The 21963-nt window shown below is 33.7% G+C and carries 17 protein-coding genes and 1 pseudogene; 12 read left to right on the plus strand and 6 right to left on the minus strand.

The features are described from left to right. Nucleotides 1-34: 34 nt before the first annotated feature. Nucleotides 35-1441, minus strand: a complete 1407-nt coding sequence (locus JHT90_RS02225; protein ID WP_201093585.1) for a sodium:solute symporter — start codon at nucleotides 1439-1441, stop codon at nucleotides 35-37. A 363-nt stretch (nucleotides 1442-1804) separates the two neighbouring features. Here JHT90_RS02225 and JHT90_RS02230 point away from each other — a divergent pair, with 363 nt between their 5' ends. The 3 genes from JHT90_RS02230 (at nucleotide 1805) to JHT90_RS02240 (ending at nucleotide 4231) form a co-directional block, all read left to right on the plus strand. Beyond that, complete coding sequence (locus JHT90_RS02230; protein ID WP_201093587.1) at nucleotides 1805-2416, plus strand: CDP-alcohol phosphatidyltransferase family protein; 612 nt, start codon at nucleotides 1805-1807, stop codon at nucleotides 2414-2416. 261 nt (nucleotides 2417-2677) lie between these two features. Further along, nucleotides 2678-3292 (plus strand): lysophospholipid acyltransferase family protein, encoded by a 615-nt coding sequence (locus JHT90_RS02235; RefSeq protein ID WP_201093589.1) that lies wholly within the window; start codon nucleotides 2678-2680, stop codon nucleotides 3290-3292. A gap of 3 nt (nucleotides 3293-3295) precedes the next feature. Continuing rightward, the gene (locus JHT90_RS02240; protein ID WP_201093590.1) at nucleotides 3296-4231 is read left to right on the plus strand and encodes a phosphatidate cytidylyltransferase; all 936 of its coding nucleotides are present in this window, start codon (nucleotides 3296-3298) and stop codon (nucleotides 4229-4231) included. A 56-nt stretch (nucleotides 4232-4287) separates the two neighbouring features. Here the strand turns inward: JHT90_RS02240 and glsA are convergent, their stop codons facing one another. Beyond that, on the minus strand, nucleotides 4288-5322 hold the full coding sequence (gene glsA / locus JHT90_RS02245; RefSeq protein ID WP_201093592.1) for a glutaminase A: 1035 nt from the start codon (nucleotides 5320-5322) through the stop codon (nucleotides 4288-4290). A gap of 400 nt (nucleotides 5323-5722) precedes the next feature. Between glsA and JHT90_RS02250 the strand changes: the two genes are divergently transcribed. From JHT90_RS02250 to JHT90_RS02270, 5 genes are all read left to right on the plus strand, one after another. Continuing rightward, nucleotides 5723-6307: a hypothetical protein gene (locus JHT90_RS02250; RefSeq protein ID WP_201093594.1), complete on the plus strand. Its 585-nt coding sequence runs from the start codon at nucleotides 5723-5725 to the stop codon at nucleotides 6305-6307. 46 nt (nucleotides 6308-6353) lie between these two features. Beyond that, nucleotides 6354-6686 carry a phage holin, lambda family gene (locus JHT90_RS02255; protein ID WP_201093596.1) on the plus strand — a complete coding sequence of 111 codons (333 nt, stop codon included), beginning with the start codon at nucleotides 6354-6356 and terminating at the stop codon, nucleotides 6684-6686. Nucleotides 6687-6788: 102 nt separating this feature from the next. Further along, on the plus strand, nucleotides 6789-9005 hold the full coding sequence (locus tag JHT90_RS02260) for a LamG-like jellyroll fold domain-containing protein (RefSeq protein WP_201093598.1): 2217 nt from the start codon (nucleotides 6789-6791) through the stop codon (nucleotides 9003-9005). Between the two features lie 118 nt (nucleotides 9006-9123). After that, nucleotides 9124-11799, plus strand: coding sequence for an RHS repeat protein (locus tag JHT90_RS02265; protein WP_201093600.1), 2676 nt, complete (start codon nucleotides 9124-9126; stop codon nucleotides 11797-11799). 461 nt (nucleotides 11800-12260) lie between these two features. After that, nucleotides 12261-12470, plus strand: a complete 210-nt coding sequence (locus JHT90_RS02270) for a hypothetical protein (protein WP_201093602.1) — start codon at nucleotides 12261-12263, stop codon at nucleotides 12468-12470. Between the two features lie 103 nt (nucleotides 12471-12573). On the opposite strand, the gene nfi is transcribed toward JHT90_RS02270, so the two are convergent. Further along, nucleotides 12574-13275: a deoxyribonuclease V gene (nfi, locus tag JHT90_RS02275; RefSeq protein WP_201093604.1), complete on the minus strand. Its 702-nt coding sequence runs from the start codon at nucleotides 13273-13275 to the stop codon at nucleotides 12574-12576. 22 nt (nucleotides 13276-13297) lie between these two features. Then, complete coding sequence (locus JHT90_RS02280) at nucleotides 13298-14215, minus strand: DMT family transporter (RefSeq protein WP_201093606.1); 918 nt, start codon at nucleotides 14213-14215, stop codon at nucleotides 13298-13300. A 383-nt stretch (nucleotides 14216-14598) separates the two neighbouring features. On the opposite strand from JHT90_RS02280, the pseudogene JHT90_RS15370 reads away from it, so the two are divergent. The 4 genes and pseudogenes from JHT90_RS15370 to mnmC all read left to right on the plus strand — a co-directional run. After that, nucleotides 14599-14966, plus strand: a pseudogene (locus tag JHT90_RS15370) (FAD-binding oxidoreductase); the annotation flags it as partial. Next, on the plus strand, nucleotides 14967-15881 hold the full coding sequence (locus JHT90_RS02285; RefSeq protein WP_330893077.1) for an FAD-binding oxidoreductase: 915 nt from the start codon (nucleotides 14967-14969) through the stop codon (nucleotides 15879-15881). A 316-nt stretch (nucleotides 15882-16197) separates the two neighbouring features. Next, complete coding sequence (gene glnA, locus JHT90_RS02290) at nucleotides 16198-17601, plus strand: glutamate--ammonia ligase (protein ID WP_201093608.1); 1404 nt, start codon at nucleotides 16198-16200, stop codon at nucleotides 17599-17601. Between the two features lie 179 nt (nucleotides 17602-17780). Further along, nucleotides 17781-19793, plus strand: coding sequence for a bifunctional tRNA (5-methylaminomethyl-2-thiouridine)(34)-methyltransferase MnmD/FAD-dependent 5-carboxymethylaminomethyl-2-thiouridine(34) oxidoreductase MnmC (gene mnmC, locus JHT90_RS02295; RefSeq protein WP_201093610.1), 2013 nt, complete (start codon nucleotides 17781-17783; stop codon nucleotides 19791-19793). Between the two features lie 14 nt (nucleotides 19794-19807). On the opposite strand, the gene JHT90_RS02300 is transcribed toward mnmC, so the two are convergent. Next, nucleotides 19808-20632: a glycosyltransferase family 2 protein gene (locus JHT90_RS02300; protein ID WP_201093611.1), complete on the minus strand. Its 825-nt coding sequence runs from the start codon at nucleotides 20630-20632 to the stop codon at nucleotides 19808-19810. After that, nucleotides 20625-21680 carry an O-antigen ligase family protein gene (locus tag JHT90_RS02305; RefSeq protein ID WP_201093612.1) on the minus strand — a complete coding sequence of 352 codons (1056 nt, stop codon included), beginning with the start codon at nucleotides 21678-21680 and terminating at the stop codon, nucleotides 20625-20627. Before JHT90_RS02305 ends, JHT90_RS02300 begins: the two co-directional genes overlap by 8 nt. Between the last annotated feature and the right edge of the window lie 283 nt (nucleotides 21681-21963).

The following is a 21963-nucleotide window of genomic DNA, read 5'->3' on the forward strand; positions in this document are numbered from 1 at the left end:
TAAAAAGGCATAGAATTTCTATGCCTTTTTAATATTAAATAACTTCTTTTTCAGTGTTGATTTGTTCTTGTTGAAAAAGGGCAACAGTATTTGTTTTAGTCATATAGCTGCCAATGATGAAACTTAAAAGTCCAATGGCTAAGCTATAGTAAATAGGGCTATTGGCATCTAGTCCATCTTTAATAATAAAGATAATAACCGTAATAAAGCCAAGCGCCATACTTAACATTGCACCAAATGTAGAAGCACGTTTCCAGTAAACAGCACCAATTAATGGGATTAACATACCACCTACCAGTAGGTTGTAAGCGAGAGTTAATGCACTAATTACATCATTTACCATCATAGATATACTTAAAATTAAAACACCAAATATGAAAGTGGCAATGCGATTTAATGTAACACTGGTTTTATGGTGTGTTAAGCTAGGTAATAAGTCTTCAGTAAATACTGTGGATGAAGCAAGTAAGGCGGCACTAGCAGTAGACATCATGGCTGCTAAAGTGGCTGCAATAATAAGGCCGCGAATTCCCATAGGTAGTGCAGATTCTAATACATAGCCAAATGCGTTATTGGCGTCCGCTAGATCTGGCACAATAACTCTTGCACACATACCAATAATTGCGCAGATCAAGCCATAAATCACACAATAAACACCCGCAGCAGTACCTGCATATTTTGCTACTTTTATACTGCGCGCAGTAAAAACACGTTGCCAAATATCTTGGCCAATTAAGATACCAAAGAAGTAGATAAGAAAGTAGGTGATAATGGTTGATATGCCAATGGTTGTAAAATCAAAACTACTGGCAGGTAACTTTTCTGCTAATGCGGACCAACCGCCTGCTTGGTAAAGGCAAATAGGCAATAAAATAAACATTAAACCAATGGTTTTAATGAGGAATTGTACAATATCAGTTAGCGTTAATGACCACATACCACCAATCGCTGAGTATACAACCACTACGCCACCACCAATCAGAACGGCCATCCAGTGATTTAAACCAAATAAGGGTTCTAGAATTTTGCACATAGCAATAACTGAAGTTACTGCTAACATAAGTGCGTAGGCAAGCATAATGATGGCGCTAATTTTTCTAACAACAGGGTTATAACGTTTTTCTAATACTTGCGTTACCGTAAAAACACGCAGTTTTAAAAGAGGCTTAGCAAGTAGAACATTAATTACTATAATACCTGCACCTAGTGCTGCACAAAGCCAAATGCCAGATATTCCATAAGTATAGCCAAGTTTAACAGTGCCTACAGTAGAAGCGCCTCCTAAAACAGTAGCTGCCATGGTTCCCATGTAAAAACTAGGTCCTAAGTTACGGCCAGCCACTAAAAATTCTTCATTATTTTTAGTTCGTTTGAGGCCAATGTAACCTAGAAACAGCATGCTCATTGCATAAATTACAACAATTATAAAATCTAATACCATGGAAAGCCTCTTATAAGTTAATTGTTATATCAAAGAGGTTACTAGCTAACTAGAGAGTATTATAATTATTAACTATCATTATTGAATTAATAAAGTTTTTATAATTATCTCAGTAATCAATTATAACCTTTCTTTGAGAAATATTAGGCAGAATATGAAAGTAATACCTTTATTTTTATAGGTATATTTGAGTTTACCTATGTGTTACTTAATGAAAAATAATAATAAATAAATATTTACTACAAAAAATTATGAAGTATCTAGTAAGTTGTTAGATAATGTAAGTAGTCGACAATAAAAATTTGAGTTATTGTGTGAGCTAAAATAATTGTTCTTTTTTAATAGAGATAAGGATGTAAAAGCATGATATCTGTTTATCAGCTTAAACCTAAATTTCAGGCGTTACTTAGACCATTAGTACAAAAATTATTTGATGCAAAAATAACAGCCAATCAGGTAACTATTGCTGCTTGTATAGGTTCGTTATTAGTAGCATTAATCGTTGTTTTAGCAAGTAGTCATTTGTGGGTATTTTGGTTAATCCCTCTATGGATGTTTATTCGTATGGCGCTTAATGCAATTGATGGTATGTTAGCGAGAGAGTTTGGGCAAAAGTCAAATTTAGGCGCTTATTTTAATGAACTGGCAGATGTAATTGCTGATAGTGCTTTATTTCTGGTTTTTGCTTTTGTTATTTCTGTTAATCCGATGTTAGTGGTATTTGTTGTTATTCTTTCACTGCTTACAGAATATGCAGGCGTGATGGGGCCATTAGTAGGGGCTTCCCGTCGTTACGATGGGCCAATGGGTAAAAGTGATAGGGCATTGGCTTTTGGTGTAATTAGTGCAGGTATAGCTATAGGTTGGTTACCATTAACATGGATTAATCCACTGTTATGGATTATTGCTGGATTGTTAGTTTATACATTAGTAAATCGTATTAGACAGGGTCTAAAAGAAGTTGCTAATAATTAAAAAAATATACTAGCCATGAGGAAATGGAATTCTTTTACTGTGCTTGGTCGGCAATAGTAAATAGTTCTAAAGATAAGGCACTAGTAATTGTAATTAGTAGCAAGTTATCCGTTGTTCAATGTAAGTTATTTTTGTAATGATGAAGTCAATGATAGGGTTATAATTAATAACTTAAATGGAAACTAGGCTAAATCTAATTATATGGTAATGTTAAATAGGTTATTAATAGCCTTAAAGTAATTATTCAGAGGTGTTTCTGGTATGTTGGCAAAGGTTTGTTCCAAGTTACTAATAGGGTTTGCAAAAGCCTTAACAGGGGCGCGTTGTGTATGGAAGGGATGTAATCCTGAGCCAAAACAGCGTATTTATTATGCTAATCATACAAGTCATGCTGATTTTGTATTAATTTGGGCTGCTCTCCCTCCCAAATTACGTAATAAAACTAGACCTGTAGCAGCTGCAGATTATTGGTCAAAAACTAAGTTGCATCGTTTTATGATTCATAAAATGTTCAGGGGAGTATTAGTGGATCGTATTCGTAAAGAAGACAGTAATCCATTAGAACCTATGTTAAAGGCTTTGGCGGAAAGTGATTCACTGATTATTTTTCCAGAAGGAACACGCAACAAAGAAGAGCAGTTATTACCTTTTAAAAGTGGTATTTATAATTTAGCAGAGGCTTACCCTAACGTTGAGATAGTACCTGTTTGGCTGGATAATTTAAAAAGAGTAATGCCAAAAGGACATTTAATACCATTACCTGTTCTCTGTTCATTAACAATGGGTGAACCTATTCAAGTCGAAGAAAATGAAACACGTCAGGCATTCTTAGAGCGAGCTAGAGATACTTTAATTGCACTAGGTAAAGGAGAGTAAAAAATGATTAGTTATGATAAAGATACTTTACTCTTATTTTGTGGAATCGGTGGTATTTTAGTTTTTGCTTCTGTAGTTGGTTTTGTTTTAAAAGTCGTTAAAGGTAATAGCACAGTTATTGAAAATCTTAATGCCCGAATTAATGCATGGTGGGTAATGGTTTTAGTAATAGGTTGTACTTTCTGGTTAGGAAATACAGCGGTTATTATTTTATTCTTTTTAATATCAGGCTTTGCTTTAAGGGAATTTATTACTATAACACCTACCACTTCTGATGATTATTATGCATTGCTATTTGCATTTTATATTGCCTTGCCAGTGCAGTATATTTTTGTGGCTATGAACTGGTATGGTATGTTCAGTATTTTTATTCCTGTGTATGTGTTTTTACTCTTACCTATTTTAGCTTCTATTAAGGGATGTACTAAAAACTTTTTAGAAAGAACAGCAAAGGTACAATGGGGCTTAATGATTACAGTATACTGTATATCCTGTGTGCCTGCTTTATTAACATTAGATATGCAAGGTTATGAAAACCGTAATTTATTATTAATTGCTTTTTTAGTAATAGTGGTTCAAATATCTGATGTATTGCAATATGTATTTGGTAAGTTATTCGGAAAACGAAAAATAGCGCCTAATTTATCACCCTCTAAAACAGTAGAAGGATTTATAGGAGGAATTATTTCAGCTTCATTAATTGGTGCATGCTTATATTGGATTACACCCTTTAGTTTTGTACAGGCAGCAATGATTTCATTAATGATTACCTTACTTGGTTTTATGGGTGGATTAGTAATGTCTTCTATTAAACGAGATCAAGGTATTAAAGATTGGGGATATATGATTGAAGGACATGGAGGAATGTTAGATAGGTTGGATTCTGTATGTTTTGCAGCACCTATTTTTTTCCATGTGGTACGTTATTGGTGGGGATAGTTAGCTTGATATAATTTTAAAAAAGGCTGTATCACTACAGCCTTTTTTATTGGTTTTTAATATTGTTGTGGCGTTTGATTAAATATATTGAGATTGAGAGATTTAGTTATATCTCTTACGATTTGTTGACCACGTACACTATTACCTGCTTCATCTAAGGGCGGGGAAAATACAGCAATTGCCATTTTGCCTGGAGCAATAGCTAAAATGCCACCACCTACACCGCTTTTGCCTGGTAATCCTGTCCAATATAACCAATCACCACTGGTTTCGTATAATCCATTTATTGTCATAATAGCTAAAATATGTGCTACTTCTTCTTCTGTTAATAAACGTTTATTAGTAATGGGATTTACACCATTATTAGCTAGCACAGAGCCCATTACAGCTAGATCATTAGCGGTTATATTGATTGAGCAGGCTTTCGTATAAACATCTGTAGTTGTGAAGGGATCATCATAGAGTCTGTTATAGGATCGAAGTAATATAGCAATTGCTTGATTGTGTTGATTAGTAACTGCTTCTGATTCATAAACTTCTTTATTTAAAGATAATTTGTGGCCTGCAAAATCAGACATAGTATCAACAATACGTTTGTATTTTTCTTCAGCATTATTTCCTTTTACTAAACTTGTGGTTGCAATAGCTCCTGCGTTTACTAAAGGATTCATAGCCGCTTTGCCTGTTTGGTTTTGCTCAATAGCTAATACAGAGTTAAAAGGTAATCCTGTGGGGTTAGCACCAATTTTATCAAATATTTCTTTAGGACTATGATCCTTCATCGCTAAAGCCAGAGTAAAAACTTTAGAAATGGATTCAATGGCAAAGGGTGTTTTGTAATCCCCTAGGTTAATAACTGAGCCATTGACTGTTACTATACTAACCCCTAGTAGATTGGGATCCACTTTTGCTAATGCAGGAATATAATCAGCATTTTTACCGCTATTATTTTGTTGCGCACGACTATAAGCAATTTGTGCTGCTGTATGGATAGAGGTTTCTGAAACACGTGCATAGCTAATAGATGTAATAGCTAGATTACTAGCGATTAAAAGTGTGTAGCATATTCCTTTAAAAAATTTAATAGACATAAAAATTCTCTATATTAAATAAGGTGATTTTAATATTTTTGTTTGGCTAAAATACAATTAACAAAGTTTTATTAAGCTTAAAGAGTCCTATCTGTTAAAACATCTTATGGTGTTTTTAATGTTTAGTTATATTAGTGTAACAAATACCTGATGTAGTAACTAAAATTATTCTTATCTTAGCTGCATTATATGACAATAAATATTATGGCATTGTTCCAGCCTTTCTAACTATTAGCTAGAAATATATTAGATTTATGAAAATAACTTCACAACTTATAGTAAAGATCAAAACTAGAAAACTGCTAGAAAATATCAGTAAATTTATTCTTGTTAAGGCAAAAATACTTTCATAGAAAATCGCTGTAATCTTCTATCATCAGCCTAGTTATAAGTGAAGAAGATGAGATTAATTAATAGTAGACAAGCATGGCATGATGCTTATTATCCTAATATAAAATCCACCACAGCATTTGGTTTAGAAGCATTAAAGTTAGGAATTGTATTAAAGCATCCTTTAAAACACCATAATCATTATCAACTCATTCATCAATGGTTGGCAGGTAAAGTACAGCATAGTATAGATGTATTACCGATACCTTTACAGTGTTTTGGACATTACCTCTATTCGCCGATAGCTACTGTTTATGATTTAGATGTGGCACATGAATTAGTTTGGAGTATTTTGTCTAAACAATTTTCTCAGCATACTTTTAGCAAAGGCAATCAACAAAAAGCTTACTGGCTAGTTAGAGTTGCTTTGAAAGGTTATCAAATGTTAGTGGTTAATAAAAAAGATCATTTAAAGACACCACGAAAAATTATCAAGTATATTAAGGAAAATTATCAAATTGAGTTGCAATATGCAGACTGGAAAAAAGTTTGGCAGCCTCTTTATAACAATATGCTTTTTATTTGTAATGAATTAGATAAACAAGCATTGATGCCGATTGATAAATTAATAGAACAGTTTAAAAAGACTAATTAATAGCTTTCAAAAAAAGTTATTACTTAAATTATTTATGGAATGAAAAATGTCTGATAAAGACCCAAGCTTTTGGCAAAGCTTATATCTTTCGATTTCTATAAGTCCTATCGGGCAGGGCTCAACTTTAGCTACGATTATTGCAGCATTAAGAGTGCTTTATGATGACCAAGAAACAAAAATGATCAGAGTAATATTAGAGGCCTCGCTTTGTGGTTCATTAGCGCTTTGTGTAAGTAGTATTGTGGAAATGTTGAACTTGCCGACAAGCGCAACCGTAACTATTGGTGGCACTATAGGATTTATTGGTGTAACAACATTAAGAGATAAGCTATTAAAAATTATTAATAGAAAAATAGATAACGAAGAGGAGAGTAAATAATGTGATTTTATAAAATTTATTAAAAATTAACCGCCTATAGGCGGTTTTTTTGTATCTAGTAAAAATTATTTGCAGTTTTTAATTAACAACAGGTATTAATTTATGAAAATTAAAAAGTATATACTGCCATTAGTATTAGCTGTTTCTGCTAGTTCAGCTATGGCAGATTATAAATGGTATTACAACCCACAAGCTATTATTGGACCGTTTGACTCGCCTTATGATCTTTGCAACTCTTTAGGTGCGGATATTAAAGATATGAATCCAGTCTATTTAATCACTTGGGGAATGACCTCTCCTGGTCGATGTAATAACCCTGGAGGGACAGGTTTCTTTCGAATCGGTAGCGGTTGTGATTCAGGTAAGAGTTATGACTCTAAACAAATGTCATGTGAACCAGATGAATCTGACGGACCTAAAGGTACTAATAAACGCCCAGAACAATGTGAGGGTGGAGGCATTGCTGATATTAAGGGACAATGTAATCCACAAGCTAATCCAGAAACAAACTCATGTAATCCTGAAACTTTAGGTAATCCTATTTTAATAGCAACAGGTCAGAAAGTAGAAATAACTACCGATATTGAATTACCAAATTCACTTTTAACTTTCTCACGTAACTATTGGAGTAGTAGATTGTTTGCTGATAATTTAGGATTAGCATGGCAACATAATTGGCAAATGAGAATTGAAACACTTCAATCCCGAGATAGGATAAAACTATATCGGAATAATGGTCGAGGTATAATTTTTACCCCGCGTAATGGTCGTTGGGAAAGTGACAGTAGCGATACTGAGGTGATCACAAAGCTAGCTAATGAGCAAGGTTGGGAAGTTCAGTCAAAGGGTGGCGTTATAGAGCTTTACAACAATCTAGGTCAACTGATTAATTATAGTAAAAGAGGCTATCCAACTGTAACGCTTAACTATAATACTATGGGGCAACTCACTACGTTAACAGAAACAAGTGGAAGAAACTTAACCTTGACTTACAATACAAATGATCAAATTACTAAAGTAGCGAGTAATGCAGACCTATCGGTTAGCTATATTTATGATAGTCAGAATCGTCTTACAGGACTAACTAAAGCGGGTAGTAGTAAAACTTACCACTATGAGAATATTCAATATCCAAACTTATTAACAGGTATTACTGATGAGCGAGGAGTGCGTTATGCTACTTGGACTTATAATGATAAGGGGCAGGCAATCAGTAGCGAACATGCGGGTGGAACAGATAGATATCAATTTGAATATTTGCCTGATAATAAAACACGAGTAACGAATCCTTTAGGTAAGTCTGCAGTCTATCATTTTCAAGATATTCGTTTAGAAAAGAAAATTAAAAAGATAGAGGGAGAACCAATAAATACTTGTATAGCTACTGCAAGTTCGTATACGTATAATGCCGAAGGTTTACCAGTTTATGAATACACTAAGAATAATGCTACTATCAATTATGAATATAATGGCCGAGGACTACAAACAGCAAGGAAGTTTTCAGCACAAGGGTTGAAGTATAATATTTATACAAAGTGGCATGATACATTACCATTACCTGTTGAAATTAATCACAATGGACAGAAACAAACCTATCAATATGATAATGATGGAAGATTAATTCAATTTACTGATGGATTTAAAGATTTCAGTCATATAGGTCAAGGTTATGATGTTGCATTATTGCAATTTGATGATTTTATTGATCCAGCAGGTAATGTGTGGAATTTGATTAATAATCCACAAATAGTACAAGATGACGAAGCTGTTGCAAATAATACCCTGTATCTTGATGGAAATGCTTATCTAACAACCAATAATAATGGCGTATTTGACTTCGGTAGAGAAGATTTTACTATTGAAATGTGGGTAAAACCAGAGGCCAAAACGGATTATTCTGCCACTTTATTAGATGGTACTTTTAGACAAGGAGATGGATCTTCATTTTCAACGTATATCACTACTCAAGGATATGTCTATTGGCAAGGTTACAATCATGGTACTAATGAAATGGTTTATTTTAGAGCTAATAAAAAAATATTGGATAATCAATGGCACCATATTGCCTATAGTAGAGAAAATGGAGTTTTAAGAATATTTATTGATGGTCAATTATCAAATTATCAAACAGATAAAAATAATTATTTATTAGATGAAAATGTAGTTATTGCTATTGGTGCAAGTGCAAGCGAACAGAATTATCAATATAATTACAAAGGTAAAATTGATCAGTTACGTGTTACTAAAAAAGCCTTATATACAAAAAACTTTACTCCAAGTCACGAGCCCTACCTTTTTAATGGTAGTCCTACTGAGTAAACATTAATTTAATAACTAAATTTTAATCTTTTAAATAAGACAAAAAGTATCAAGCGCATGATTTATAAATTATGCACTACGGATTGCTTTTGTCTTTTAAATAGTCAAAGGAACTACAATGAAAAAACAAGTGATACCGATGCTGCTTGCATTAGCAGTATCTACAATTCATGCAGAGCAAACAATAAAGTATACCTATAATGATATGGGGCAAATAACGAATATTGATGGACCACGTTATGATGTAGAAGATATTACACATTATAACTATAACAATGATGGGCAATTAACAAGTATTGTAAACCCATTAGGTCATACTGTAATTTATAGTAATTTTGATAACTATGGTAATCCTCAAATGATTACTGATGAAAATGGCATTGTGAGTACACTAACCTATACAACACAAGGTTGGTTAGCCAGTATTACTACATCTGCTTCAAAAACAAGTTTTACTTATGACGCAATAGGACAAATAACTAAAGTCACTTTTCCTGATAATAGTATACTAAGTTATACATGGGATGATGCTAAACGATTAACATCCATTAAAAATAATCTTAATGACAGTATTCATTACACCTATGATGCAATGGGTAATCGTACAGAAGAAGTAATAAAAAAAGGAACAACCATTACTTATCAATTTAAGCGTCAGTTTGATGAATTAGGACGTGTGTTAGCATTGGTTGGATCGAGTAATCAAGTGTATCAATATAGCTATGGTACACATGGTAAACCACTATCAGAAACTGATCCAAAAGGCACACAAATTACCCATAGATATAATCCCGATAATTATTTAACAATGGATACTTATGGTAGTAACTATACTTATCATGATCGAGATGTACATGGCAATGTTACGAGAGCAAAAGATTTTGGTTCTAGTAGTACATGGTATACTTATAGTGACCTTAATCAAATTGTTGAAGAGCAAAGTAGTGCAAGAGGTATTACAAATTACAGGTATGATAAAGCAGGTAATCTACTTAAAGAAACTAATGCTAGAGGGTATATTACCCAGTACAACTATGATTCACTTAATCGCTTAATAACTCAACTATATCCTGATAATACAGAGTTAAATGTAGAATATATTTATGATCAACCTGAAACAGGTTTTTATAATATAGGTTATTTAACAACTATTAATGATAATAGTGGTACTACAGAATATAACTACAATAATTTAGGATTAGTTGCTCAAGAAAAAAGACAATTAAAACTAGATGGAGTGTTATTAGGTAACCAGCAAATAATCAACTATACCTATGATATAGCAGGACGGGTATTAACTACAGATTATGGGTTAGCTACCCTAAAATATACTAGAAATACAGGAGGACAAATCACAGCCATTACTTTAGTTCAAAATGGCAGAACACTTACTTTAGCTAACTATATTACCTATCAGCCATTTGGTACAGGAATTACAGGGTTAAAATGGAAAAATGACTTAACTTTAAATCGTAGTTATGATTTAGATGGACAACTTACCCAACAAATCATAGGATCAGTCACTACTGATTATCAATATGATGTTAATGGTAATATTACACAAATAGCAGATAGTCAATTTGGTATTGTAAACTACCAATACAACGAACTCAATAGACTCACCCAAGAGCAAGCAACAGACACGACCAATTACACCTACAATGTTGTGGGTAATCGAACTAATCGTGAAAATAGCCAAGGCTCTTTACCTATATGGTTCGATGATAGTGGCAATATTTATAATATTTATAGTATTTACTATGCCAAGGACGTAATGAACAATATTACGGGTTACAAAGACAGAACTAAACGTTTCGAATACGATGAAAGTAACCGTTTTTCAAAAGTGATAAAAACAGAAAATAATATACAAACTACATTAGCTCGTTATATTCATAATGCTTATGGTGAACGTACTATTAAAGTAAAAGAAGATAGCAGTATTAGTACTTTTATGTATAACGATATTGGTCAACTGATTGGTGAGACTCAATATAATTCTGCTAAAGAAAAAGTGAAAGAAATCTACTGGGCATGGTTAGATACTTTACCCATTGCACAAATAGAAGTTCCTTTTACGAATGGTATTGCGGGTACACAAATAGTTTATTATATTCACAGCGATCATTTAGATACTCCCAGATGGGCTACTAACCAAAATGGACAAAAAGTCTGGAGTTGGCAAAGTGATGCTTATGGTACTACAATGGCAAACGAAGACCCATTAGGTACAGGCATAAATACTACTATCCCATTACGCTTTGCAGGTCAGTATTTTGATCAAGAAACAGACTTTCACTATAACTATTTTAGAACCTATATTCCAGATTTAGGTAGATACAGCCAAAGTGATCCTATTGGGCTTGATGGGGGATGGAATACTTTTGGATATGTTGAGGGTAATCCTTTGATGAAGTCTGATAAGTATGGTCTATGGGGGATATTTAGCAAAAAATCAAGTAATTGGCTTACTCAAGAGTTAATGGACAAAATAAAAGATTTGGGTGGAGAAAAACTAGCTGATTATGTATCTGGTAGAGCAGATTTGTCTTGTACTGCCAGATGTACTTCGGCAAGTTTGTGTTTAATATGTTGTCAAGTTAATGGTGATTGTAGAGCTGAGTGTGCTCGTAGTTGTACAGGAAATAGTGATTCACCATTATGTAAGGGATTTACTGATTGGATTGATGGTAATAAGTCTTTTTCAAATGAGGAAAGGGTACGACTAAGAAAAGCAGCTCATCAATTAGAAAAGACTCTTGAAGCATATAAATCTAATAGTCCAAATAAATAGATTTACTCTATATTAATACTTAAGAAGTTGAAACTAAATGATGATAATTTAGTTTCAATTTTTTTAAGTATAAATGAGCAAGAAAATTAAAAATGCTTATTGATATAGCATAAAAATATCCAGTTTTGATACAAATTAAATTAAAAATCAAATAAGAAAAAATACTTAAGACCAAACTCTAAATTTACTAAAAATTAGGTAGCTAAATACTGAGTATACGTATTAAGAAATCTATGGGATAGTAAAAAATAAAAAAATCTTCTAATTATTTAGTAACTAACTTTAAGGATATAAGGCAATTGTATATAAATATTTAGAGTTTATCAGAAGTTCATAATTATTTAATATTTATCTAATCATGTTTATTGACTTTATTAATATTTTGGAGATAAGAGTATTGCATTTATTTCCCATTATGTTAAAAATAACAATTAGATTAATAAAAAAGGTAACAAGTAGCTATGAAGATTGGACGACGTGTTAGACGTTCGAGGCTTTTAATTACATCAGGGATTCGATTGGTTATTGTTTGTTTAGTGCTAATTGTTGTTGCATTATTTTTTAATATGATATGGCTAATGGAAACGGCAGCTATTGTAGCTATTCTCGTAGCTATTTTTACTGCCTTTGAATATTGGTCTGTTAAACGTTTGAAATTAAGAAAACGTTAATTTATAGCTATTATGCTATAATTTTATACGTTGTTAAATGTCCTGTTCTTACTGCTTGTACTGTCTTCGTCCATTTGCCTAGTCTAAAATTATATAGAAACAGCTATTCTATATTCCATTCTTTAAAGATACGTTCTTCTACTACTCGTCGTGAGGCTAAACGATCTGCTTGTCTAGTGGGTTCAGGAAGTTTGTATTTTGTTAAGCAATTAGTTACCCAACTAATCGCAGTATTTAAGCAAACACGGTGCCCTATAGAGATAAACAGTGGGTTAATATTATCTTTTGAACGTAATACAGCACCAATTGTTTCTCCTTTATCTTCTAATGGCGTCCAGCTTCCTTTGTGTTCAGGTACAGTTTGATATTTTCCACAGAGTCTTTTTTTAGCTACGCCGATGGTAGGTTTATCTAACCATAACCCTAGGTGAGAGGCTACTCCTAAATGACGAGGGTGAGCAATACCTTGTCCATCTACCATAATTAAATCGGGTTGTTGTTTAAGTTGTTGAAAAGCAGCAATAGCTGCAGGCACTTCTCTAAAAGATAATAATCCAGGTATATAGGGCATTCTGGTTACTTCGCGGTGTAGAGCATAATCCACAACTTTAAGTGAGGGGTATTCTAATACTACGATAACAGCACGGGTAAAAGTGGTGTCATTTTGTTGCTCAAACCCTATATCTACGCCTGCAATATAGTTAATAGTTGCAGGCAGTCGATCTGTTCTTTCTATTTGTGAAGCTAGTTGTTTTTGTATAGCAATTGCTTCTTGAGGATTTTTTGTCCATTGATGTAATATCATTATTCCGCCTTTTATCTTTTATTTAGTTTAAACGTTTGATAAAGCGTGTTAACGCTGCTTCGCCACTTACTAGAAGGATACCTAGTAAAATAAGCATTGCGCCTATAATAAAGTTAATTGTAAGCTTTTCGCCCAGTATTAATACGCCAAAGGTTACACCAAACATGGGGGTCATAAAAGAGAAGACTGCTAAATTATTTGCTAGGTATTGGCGTAATAACCAGAACCAGACTAAGTAGCTAACAAAAGAAACAATAACGCCTTGGAACAATAAACTACTCACTGATATAGCAGTCAAATTAAAGGTAGCAAATTGCCCTGTTGCCAATGCAATAAGTAGTAGTGAAATAAAGGCAATAAATAGTTGATAAAATAAAGTTAAACTGGCTGGTGCTTCAGAGAGTTTAGTTGAGCGCACTACTACAGTAGTCGCTCCCCATGCAATACCTGCAAGTAATCCAAATAAGTCGCCTAATAATATAGTAGTATTCATTTCATTAAAGGAAATGCTACCACCAAAAGCCACTACTACGCCAATAAAACAGACAGTAATACCAAGCCATTGCAAAGGTTTTAAGCGTTCGCTGGCAACAAAAAAGTTCAAACCTAATGCAGAGAAAATAGGCGCTGTATAAAGAAATACTGCCATATGTGAGGCAGAGGTGTATTGTAAACCAAGGGCTATAAATAAGAATTCACTGGCAAATAATAGTCCTACAACCATACCTGCTCTAGAAGTACCTTGCCATGAGGGCTGCCAACCTCCTTTAATAACTAATACAATAGCTACTAAAAAAGCAGCGATACCTGAACGTAGGCTAGCTTGTACAATAGTGGTAATATCTCCCACCACTAGTTTAATAGCGATTTGTTGTAACCCCCACGTAACACAGAGTATTAGCATTACTTGAAACATAAAAAAATCAGCAGATTTACGCATGGCACGCTCTAATGTTTGTTTTAAAAGTGGGAATACTAAAGAAGTCAGCTATAAGTTATCTGATCGTAGTTGGCTGTTAGTATTTGTTTTTACAAAGAGTTATTATGATAACTCTGTTTTATTGTAAAGACGATAGTACCAATAAGATTATTAAGCAAATGGTCATCATCTTTTAAGGTGCTTTGCTTGCAGGAAACTAATGATATTAACTATCGTCTTAGCTTTGTGTTGTTTTAATTATTAATTATCTTAGTAGGATAAAAATGAATACTCATGCTAGAAAACCGCTGCCTAACCTCTTTTTAAATGCATTGAAATTAAGTTTAGGCGATCAAGTATCTACTGCGCAGGCCATAAGAGAACATCATGGGCGTGATGAATCAATGTATGATATTTGTCCTCCTGATGCGGTAGTATTTGCGCGCTCCACAGAAGATGTAGTGAAGGTAGTTAAGTTATGTAATGAGTATGATGTACCCGTTATTGCTTTTGGCGCAGGTTCTTCCATAGAGGGGCATGTATTACCTTTTTCAGGTGGCATAACTATTGATTTTTCTGAAATGAATCAGGTTGTAGCCGTTAATGCCGAGGATTTAACCGCTACTGTACAAGCTGGCGTAACCGTAAACAATTAAATCAAGAAATTCGTCATACTGGTTTGTTTTTCCCCATTGATCCAGGTGCAGATGTTTCTATAGGTGGTATGGCTGCTACACGTGCTTCAGGAACCAATGCTGTCCGTTATGGAACAATGCGTGATAATGTGCTTTCTTTAACAGTAGTTACGGCTGAAGGTAAAGTAATACGTACTGCTAGCCGCGCTAAAAAGTCTGCGGCAGGTTATGATTTAACTGCTATCTTTGTTGGTAGTGAAGGGACTTTGGGTATTATTACAGAGGTAACGGTGAAATTGCATGTGCAACCTGAGGGGGTATCTGCCGCTATTTGTAGTTTTCCCTCAGTACAAGATGCTGTGCAGTGCGTATTTAGCACTATTCAAATGGGCATTCCGATTGCTCGTGTAGAAATTATGGATACTGCTGCGGTTAAAGCAGTTAATCAATATAGTCAACTTTCTTTACAGGAGTCCCCTGTACTATTGTTTGAGTTTCATGGTACACCAGCAGGTGTTGAAGAGCAGGCCATTATGGTACAAGAAATAGCCAAAGAAAGTGGTGGTTTGGATTTTTGTTGGGCAACTCAAACTGAAGACCGTAATAAATTATGGACTGCTCGACATAATGCCTTTTTTGCTTCTATGCAATTAAAACCTAGTTGTCGTGGAGTAAGTACAGATGTTTGTGTGCCTATCTCTAGGTTGGCGGAGAGTATTGATATCACTATTCAGGAATTAGCTAAGTCGACTATTCCTTACACTATTGTTGGGCATGTGGGAGACGGTAATTACCATGTTATTCTACTAATTGATCCACATAATCCAGATGAAATTGCGGAGATGGAGCGTATTAATCACGGTATAGTGCAACGTGCTATAGCAATGGATGGAACTTGTACTGGTGAGCATAGGGTAGGCGTGCATAAAATGGCTTTCTTAGTAGAAGAACATGGTGAGGATGCTTTGGATATGATGCGTGCATTAAAACGGGCTTTTGATCCAAAAAATATCTTTAATCCAGGAAAAATAGTGAGTTTAAGAAATCCATAAGGTTTGTTAGCTATTAGTGGAAAAACCCGTCTACTGTTTATGTTTAACCATGTTATGATAGTCAGATAATTTTATGCACTTATTTGATGCATTATATTCTTTATAAGTATTATTTTGGTGCATTATTTGGTTTTGTTATTAATAGATAAAGTGATGTAATTATCTATGTGGGTGATTCTCTATTAATAATTCAGGATGGCATATAAATTGCTATTCATTAACTAAAGTTAGTACAGGTTAATAGCCTAACAGTTTACTTGGTGTTAGATTTGCTGGGACTGCCTAAATAATCCAGCTATACTTCTTGGAGAATAATATGTCAAAAGCGGTACAACTAATTAAAGAACATAATGTAAAGTGGGTTGATTTGCGTTTTACAGATACTAAGGGTAAACAGCAACACGTTACTATTCCAGCTCATGTTGTTGATGAGGACTTTTTTGAGTCTGGACAAATGTTTGATGGTTCATCTATTGCAGGTTGGAAAGGAATTGAAGCTTCTGACATGATTTTAATGCCAGATGATAGTACCGCAGTAATTGATCCATTTACTACTGATCCTACTCTTATTTTAGTTTGCGATATTATTGAACCTTCTACAATGCAAGGTTATGAACGTGATCCACGTGGTATCGCTAGACGTGCAGAAGAATACTTAAAATCAACAGGTATTGGTGATACAGTTTTTGTTGGTCCAGAGCCAGAGTTCTTTATTTTTGATGAAGTGAAATACAAATCTGATATTTCTGGTTCAATGTTTAAAATCTATTCTGAACAAGGTTCTTGGAATACAGATTCTGATTTTGAAGATGGTAACAGAGGTCACCGTCCAGGTGTAAAAGGTGGTTATTTTCCAGTGCCTCCTGTTGATCACGACCATGAAATCCGAACAGCGATGTGTAATGCCTTAGAAGAAATGGGTTTAGAAGTTGAAGTTCATCACCATGAGGTGGCGACAGCAGGCCAAAACGAAATTGGTGTTAAATTTAATACCCTCGTTAATAAAGCAGATGAAGTACAAACTTTAAAATATGTAATCCATAATGTAGCCGATATTTATGGTAAAACAGCTACCTTTATGCCTAAGCCTTTATATGGTGATAATGGTTCAGGTATGCATGTTCATATGTCTATTGCTAAAGACGGTAAAAACACTTTTGCTGGTGATGGCTATGCAGGTCTTTCTGATACTGCTTTATACTTTATTGGTGGTATCATTAAACATGGTAAAGCATTAAATGGTTTCACTAACCCATCTACTAACTCATATAAGCGTTTAGTACCTGGTTTTGAAGCGCCTGTAATGCTTGCTTACTCAGCCCGTAATCGTTCAGCTTCTATTCGTATTCCCTATGTGAATAATCCTAGAGGCCGTCGTATTGAAGCACGTTTCCCAGATCCAGCAGCTAACCCCTATTTAGCATTTGCAGCATTATTAATGGCTGGTTTAGATGGTATTCAAAATAAAATCCACCCTGGTGATGCGGCAGATAAAAACTTGTATGACTTACCACCAGAAGAGTCAAAAGCAATTCCACAAGTGTGTGGTAGTTTAAAAGAAGCATTAGATGCATTAGATGCTGATCGTGCTTTTTTAACAAAAGGTGGTGTATTCACAGATGAGTTTATTGATGCATTTATTGAACTAAAATCTGCTGAAGAAATCAAAGTAAGAACATTCGTACATCCATTGGAGTACGATTTATACTACAGCGTTTAAGCATTTAGTTGAAATAAAATTATAGTATAGTTTTCAAGGACAATAGTTTTGCAAAAGACTAAATAAAGCAAAACCCCATAAAGTGATTTATGGGGTTTTCTTTTTTAATCATTCTCATCAATCCCATTTAAATTATTCCATGTATAATTAACGGCATATATATTTGAATATTAATAGCAATGACTAAAACAACCTATGCTAACTTAACTTGGGATGAACAAGGTCAACCTGTTTCAACTGAGTTTGATGATATCTACTTTTCTAAAACATCTGGTTTAGATGAAACATATTATGTATTTCTAAAACATAATAATTTATTAGAACGTTTTAGAAACTTAACAAATAATCAGTGTTTTGTTATTGGTGAAACTGGTTTTGGTTCTGGGTTAAATTTTTTATCTGCTTGGCAATTATTTGAAGAAACAGCACCTTATCAGGCTCGATTGCATTTTATTAGTGTTGAAAAATATCCTTTAACTAAAAAAGATTTACAACAAGCATTAAGTTTATGGGATGATTTGGCTGACTACAGTAAAGAGTTAATCAACCAATATATTGCCATTCATGAAGGTTATCAAAATTTTGTTTTTGCAAATAGCAGAGTAGTATTAACCTTATTGGTAGGTGATGTACATGAACAATTACCTAACTTAAATGCTAAAGTAGACGCATGGTTTTTAGATGGTTTTTCTCCTGCAAAAAATCCACAAATGTGGACAGATAATTTATTTAAACAGTTAGCTCGGTTATCTAAACCAGCTACATCCTTAGCTACTTTTACCAGTGCTGGTTTTGTGCGTAGAGGTCTACAGCAAGTAGGCTTTGTGATTGAAAAAGATAAAGGATTCGCTAATAAACGAGAAATGCTTTATGGCTATTTTCAAGGAATAGTAGAGACTAGACCTAACCGTCGTAATATAACACCACCTTGGTATAATCGTCTTACTGAAACTCATTTTGATAATCGAACGGCTATTGTTATTGGCGCTGGCGTGGCTGGCGCTGCATCAGCCGCTAGTTTGGCTGTTAGAGGTTGGCAGGTTACTGTACTAGAGCGTAATCATGATATTGCTTTAGAAGGATCAGGTAATGCGCAGGGAATACTCTATTTAAAATTATCAGCTCATCAAACATTGCAGTCTCGTTTGTTAATAGAGGGCTTTGGTTATACCAGACGTCTACTTGAATATTTAACCAATCAAGGTAAGTTAATTAAGGGAGAAGATTGGCAAGATTGTGGTGTATTACAGTTAGCCTTTGATGATAAAGAGCAAAAACGCCAACAACAATTAGCAGCAGCTTTTTCATCTTCATTGTTATATCCAGTGGATCAACAACAAGCAAATCAGTTAGCAGGCTTAACGGTTAATAATAATGGCTTATTTTTTCCAGAGGGTTGTTGGGTTAAGCCACGTAAGCTATGCCAAGCCTTATTAGACCACCCAAATATTAAAGTGTTGTGTAATCAAAATGTTGTATCGTTGGATTATCAAGCAACAGATTGGCGTGTTTTAAATGATGAAAATATTTTAGCAACTGCTGATATTGTTGTTTTAGCAGGGGCGGCTGATACTAAGCAATTTACAATGACTAATCAGTTGCCTATTAAAGCGATTCGAGGACAAACTACAGAATTACCTATGACGAATTGTAGTCAAGCATTATCAACGATAGTATGCAGTGATGGTTATATTTCTCCAGCTAGAGATAGTAAACATTGTTTAGGTGCTACCTTTAATTTTCATGCTACAGATTTAGTGTTAAGTGTTAAAGAACATCAAGAGAATATTCAAACACTAAAAAAAATCTCTTTGGATTTAGCTGATCGATTACATGTAGATCAGTTAGATATAAATAACTTAGCAGGACGAGCAGCTTATCGTTGCACTGCTACCGACTATTTGCCTTTAGTTGGACCTGTTGCAAATAAAGATACTTTCTTAAAAGACTATCAAGTTTTAATTAAAGATTCTAAAAAGATACCTGATATTCCTTGCCAGTGGATTAGAGGATTATTTTTAAATATAGCACATGGTTCTAGGGGGTTAATAACAGCCCCCTTATGTGGTGAAATATTAGCGAGTTGGATAGAAAATGAACCTTTTCCTATAGAGCAGGATTTAATGGAAGCATGTCATCCTAATCGATTTTATCTAAGAGAACTTAAGTATTTTAGACGTAATCAAGAATGACCTTAGGTAATTAATTATTTTGTTATTATGCGATAAGGGATTTTAAAGTTTTTCCATTTTTTCTTTTGAGATTTACTAAGAAAAAAGGTTATAGGGCTTTTTAAGATTTTAAAAAGTTTGTTAATTGAGTTAATTATTTTTACTTTTTTATAATACTTGGCGTAAAGCGTTTGATGTTTTTGTCTGATATAAGTATAAATATAGTGATAGTCGTTCTGGTTAATTATATTATTTCTTGAGTTAGATCTAATTCTATAAAAGAATAGTGACTCATCTACTCTATAAAATTTTTTATTGTCAGCAAAAAAATTTAACCAAAATTCCCAATCTTCATAACCTTTATGACACGCTAGGTCATAACCCCTATATTTTTGCCAATCAGATTTTTTATAAAGAGCAGAGCAAACGACAACATTGCGTTGTATCATTTCTTCAGGAATAGCCTTTGGAAGTTTAAAAATCCCTGTTTTTGCACCAAAAAACTCCACTTGCGAATAAATTACATCATAATCATTGGTTTCTATTATGGTTAACAATTTTTCCAAGCAATTAGGATGAATTTTATCATCCGCATCCAAAGGAAAAATATATTCAGCTTGAGCAATCTGTATAGCATTATTTCTGGCTATCACAACACCTTTATTGGTCTGCTTTATTAGTTTAATACGAGAATCTTTATTAGCCCAATTTAAACATTTATTATAACTAGCATCTAATGAACCATCATCTACAATAATAATTTCAATGTCCGTCAAAGATGATGATAAAACACTAGATAATGTTTCATCCAAATAATCTTCACAATTATAGACAGGAATGATTACCGATATTTTAGCCATAGTTAGGGTAACTTCCTTTATTTAATTGCAGCTGGGGATATTGAGAGTATTTCTTAGTGGCTAGATAAAAACTTATGGCTATAGGTAGCCATGTCATTAGCCAAATACCATTAGGTTTATCCCATAGGTAGACGCCATCAAATTGCAAAGCTATTGAGGAAAAAACAAAAATACCTAATAACGTTTTACCTAAGGTGGTATTACGATTTTTCCAAGCCTGCCAACCTGTGTGAGCCCATAAAAGTAGGTATAAAAAAAGTCCTGGTATCCCTAGACCAATACCAATATGGAGAAATAAATTGTGACTATGGGAAAATACTAATTGCTCTGATGTTGTTATTTCGTAAGGCGTGGCCAATCCAATACCAGTTAAAGGATTTTCAATGACCATATGCAGTGATGTTAAGAGAATACTAGGTCGGTAAGAAAAGCCTCTTTCGAGAAGTAAGCCATTGAAATAAATTACAAATAAAACACAAGTCAATAAAGTGAATAGGAGAAGCCAATACTTTTTGGCTGTTTTAAAATATAAAGGACTGAACAATAATAAATAGATAGCTAAACTACATATGGCTCCTCTACTTTTTGTCCAGAAAATAAAAGCTAATAATGTAAATAAAGCTAAAAAACGAATACTTTTGATAGAGTTATTTTTATTGTAGGTATAGAGATGTATTACGATAAACGCAATTCCCATTGCATAGCTAGCAATAATGGGGTTTTCTAGTGTGTTAAACCCTGCCATACGATCAGCAATAAGCGGATTGCGTATCGGCCAAAGTAACATGGCAATAAGAGCACAACCAGTTAGCAATAAACTGCTTATAAAAAGTGTATTTTCTAGTTGTTTAGGATTTTTCAGTGCCCATAGTAAATAGCCAAATATAAATAACGTAAGGTAAACAAGTCTTTTAACTGCTCTGAATTCTTGTACATTATCTGCCCAAGTAACAGTAACAGCTGCCCAAATAATTAATAAAATAAAAATCCATATTGCAGGTGTTGTTTTAATGGTTTTAATTAATAAGTGATGTTGACTAATAATCAAACAAAGGGCAGGGAGATAAATAAAAAAATTCAATAATAGGTAATAAAATTTATGGTGAATTATTGCCAATCCAAAAGTAAATATTATTAACCCATACTTAAAAAGATTATTTATAAAGGTTAGTCTTTGAGTATTACTCACCAACGATTTACTCCTTTTTTTGCGAAAAAAGACCGCTAGGGATGGCTAATGAATAGCATCCATATAAATATAGGTATTTGTTTAAATTGGTTTTATTAGGTAATGGCTATAAATATAAAACCGTTATGTCAAAATACTTTTA

The sequence above is a fragment of the Entomomonas asaccharolytica genome (assembly GCF_016653615.1).
Lineage (GTDB): Bacteria > Pseudomonadota > Gammaproteobacteria > Pseudomonadales > Pseudomonadaceae > Entomomonas > Entomomonas asaccharolytica.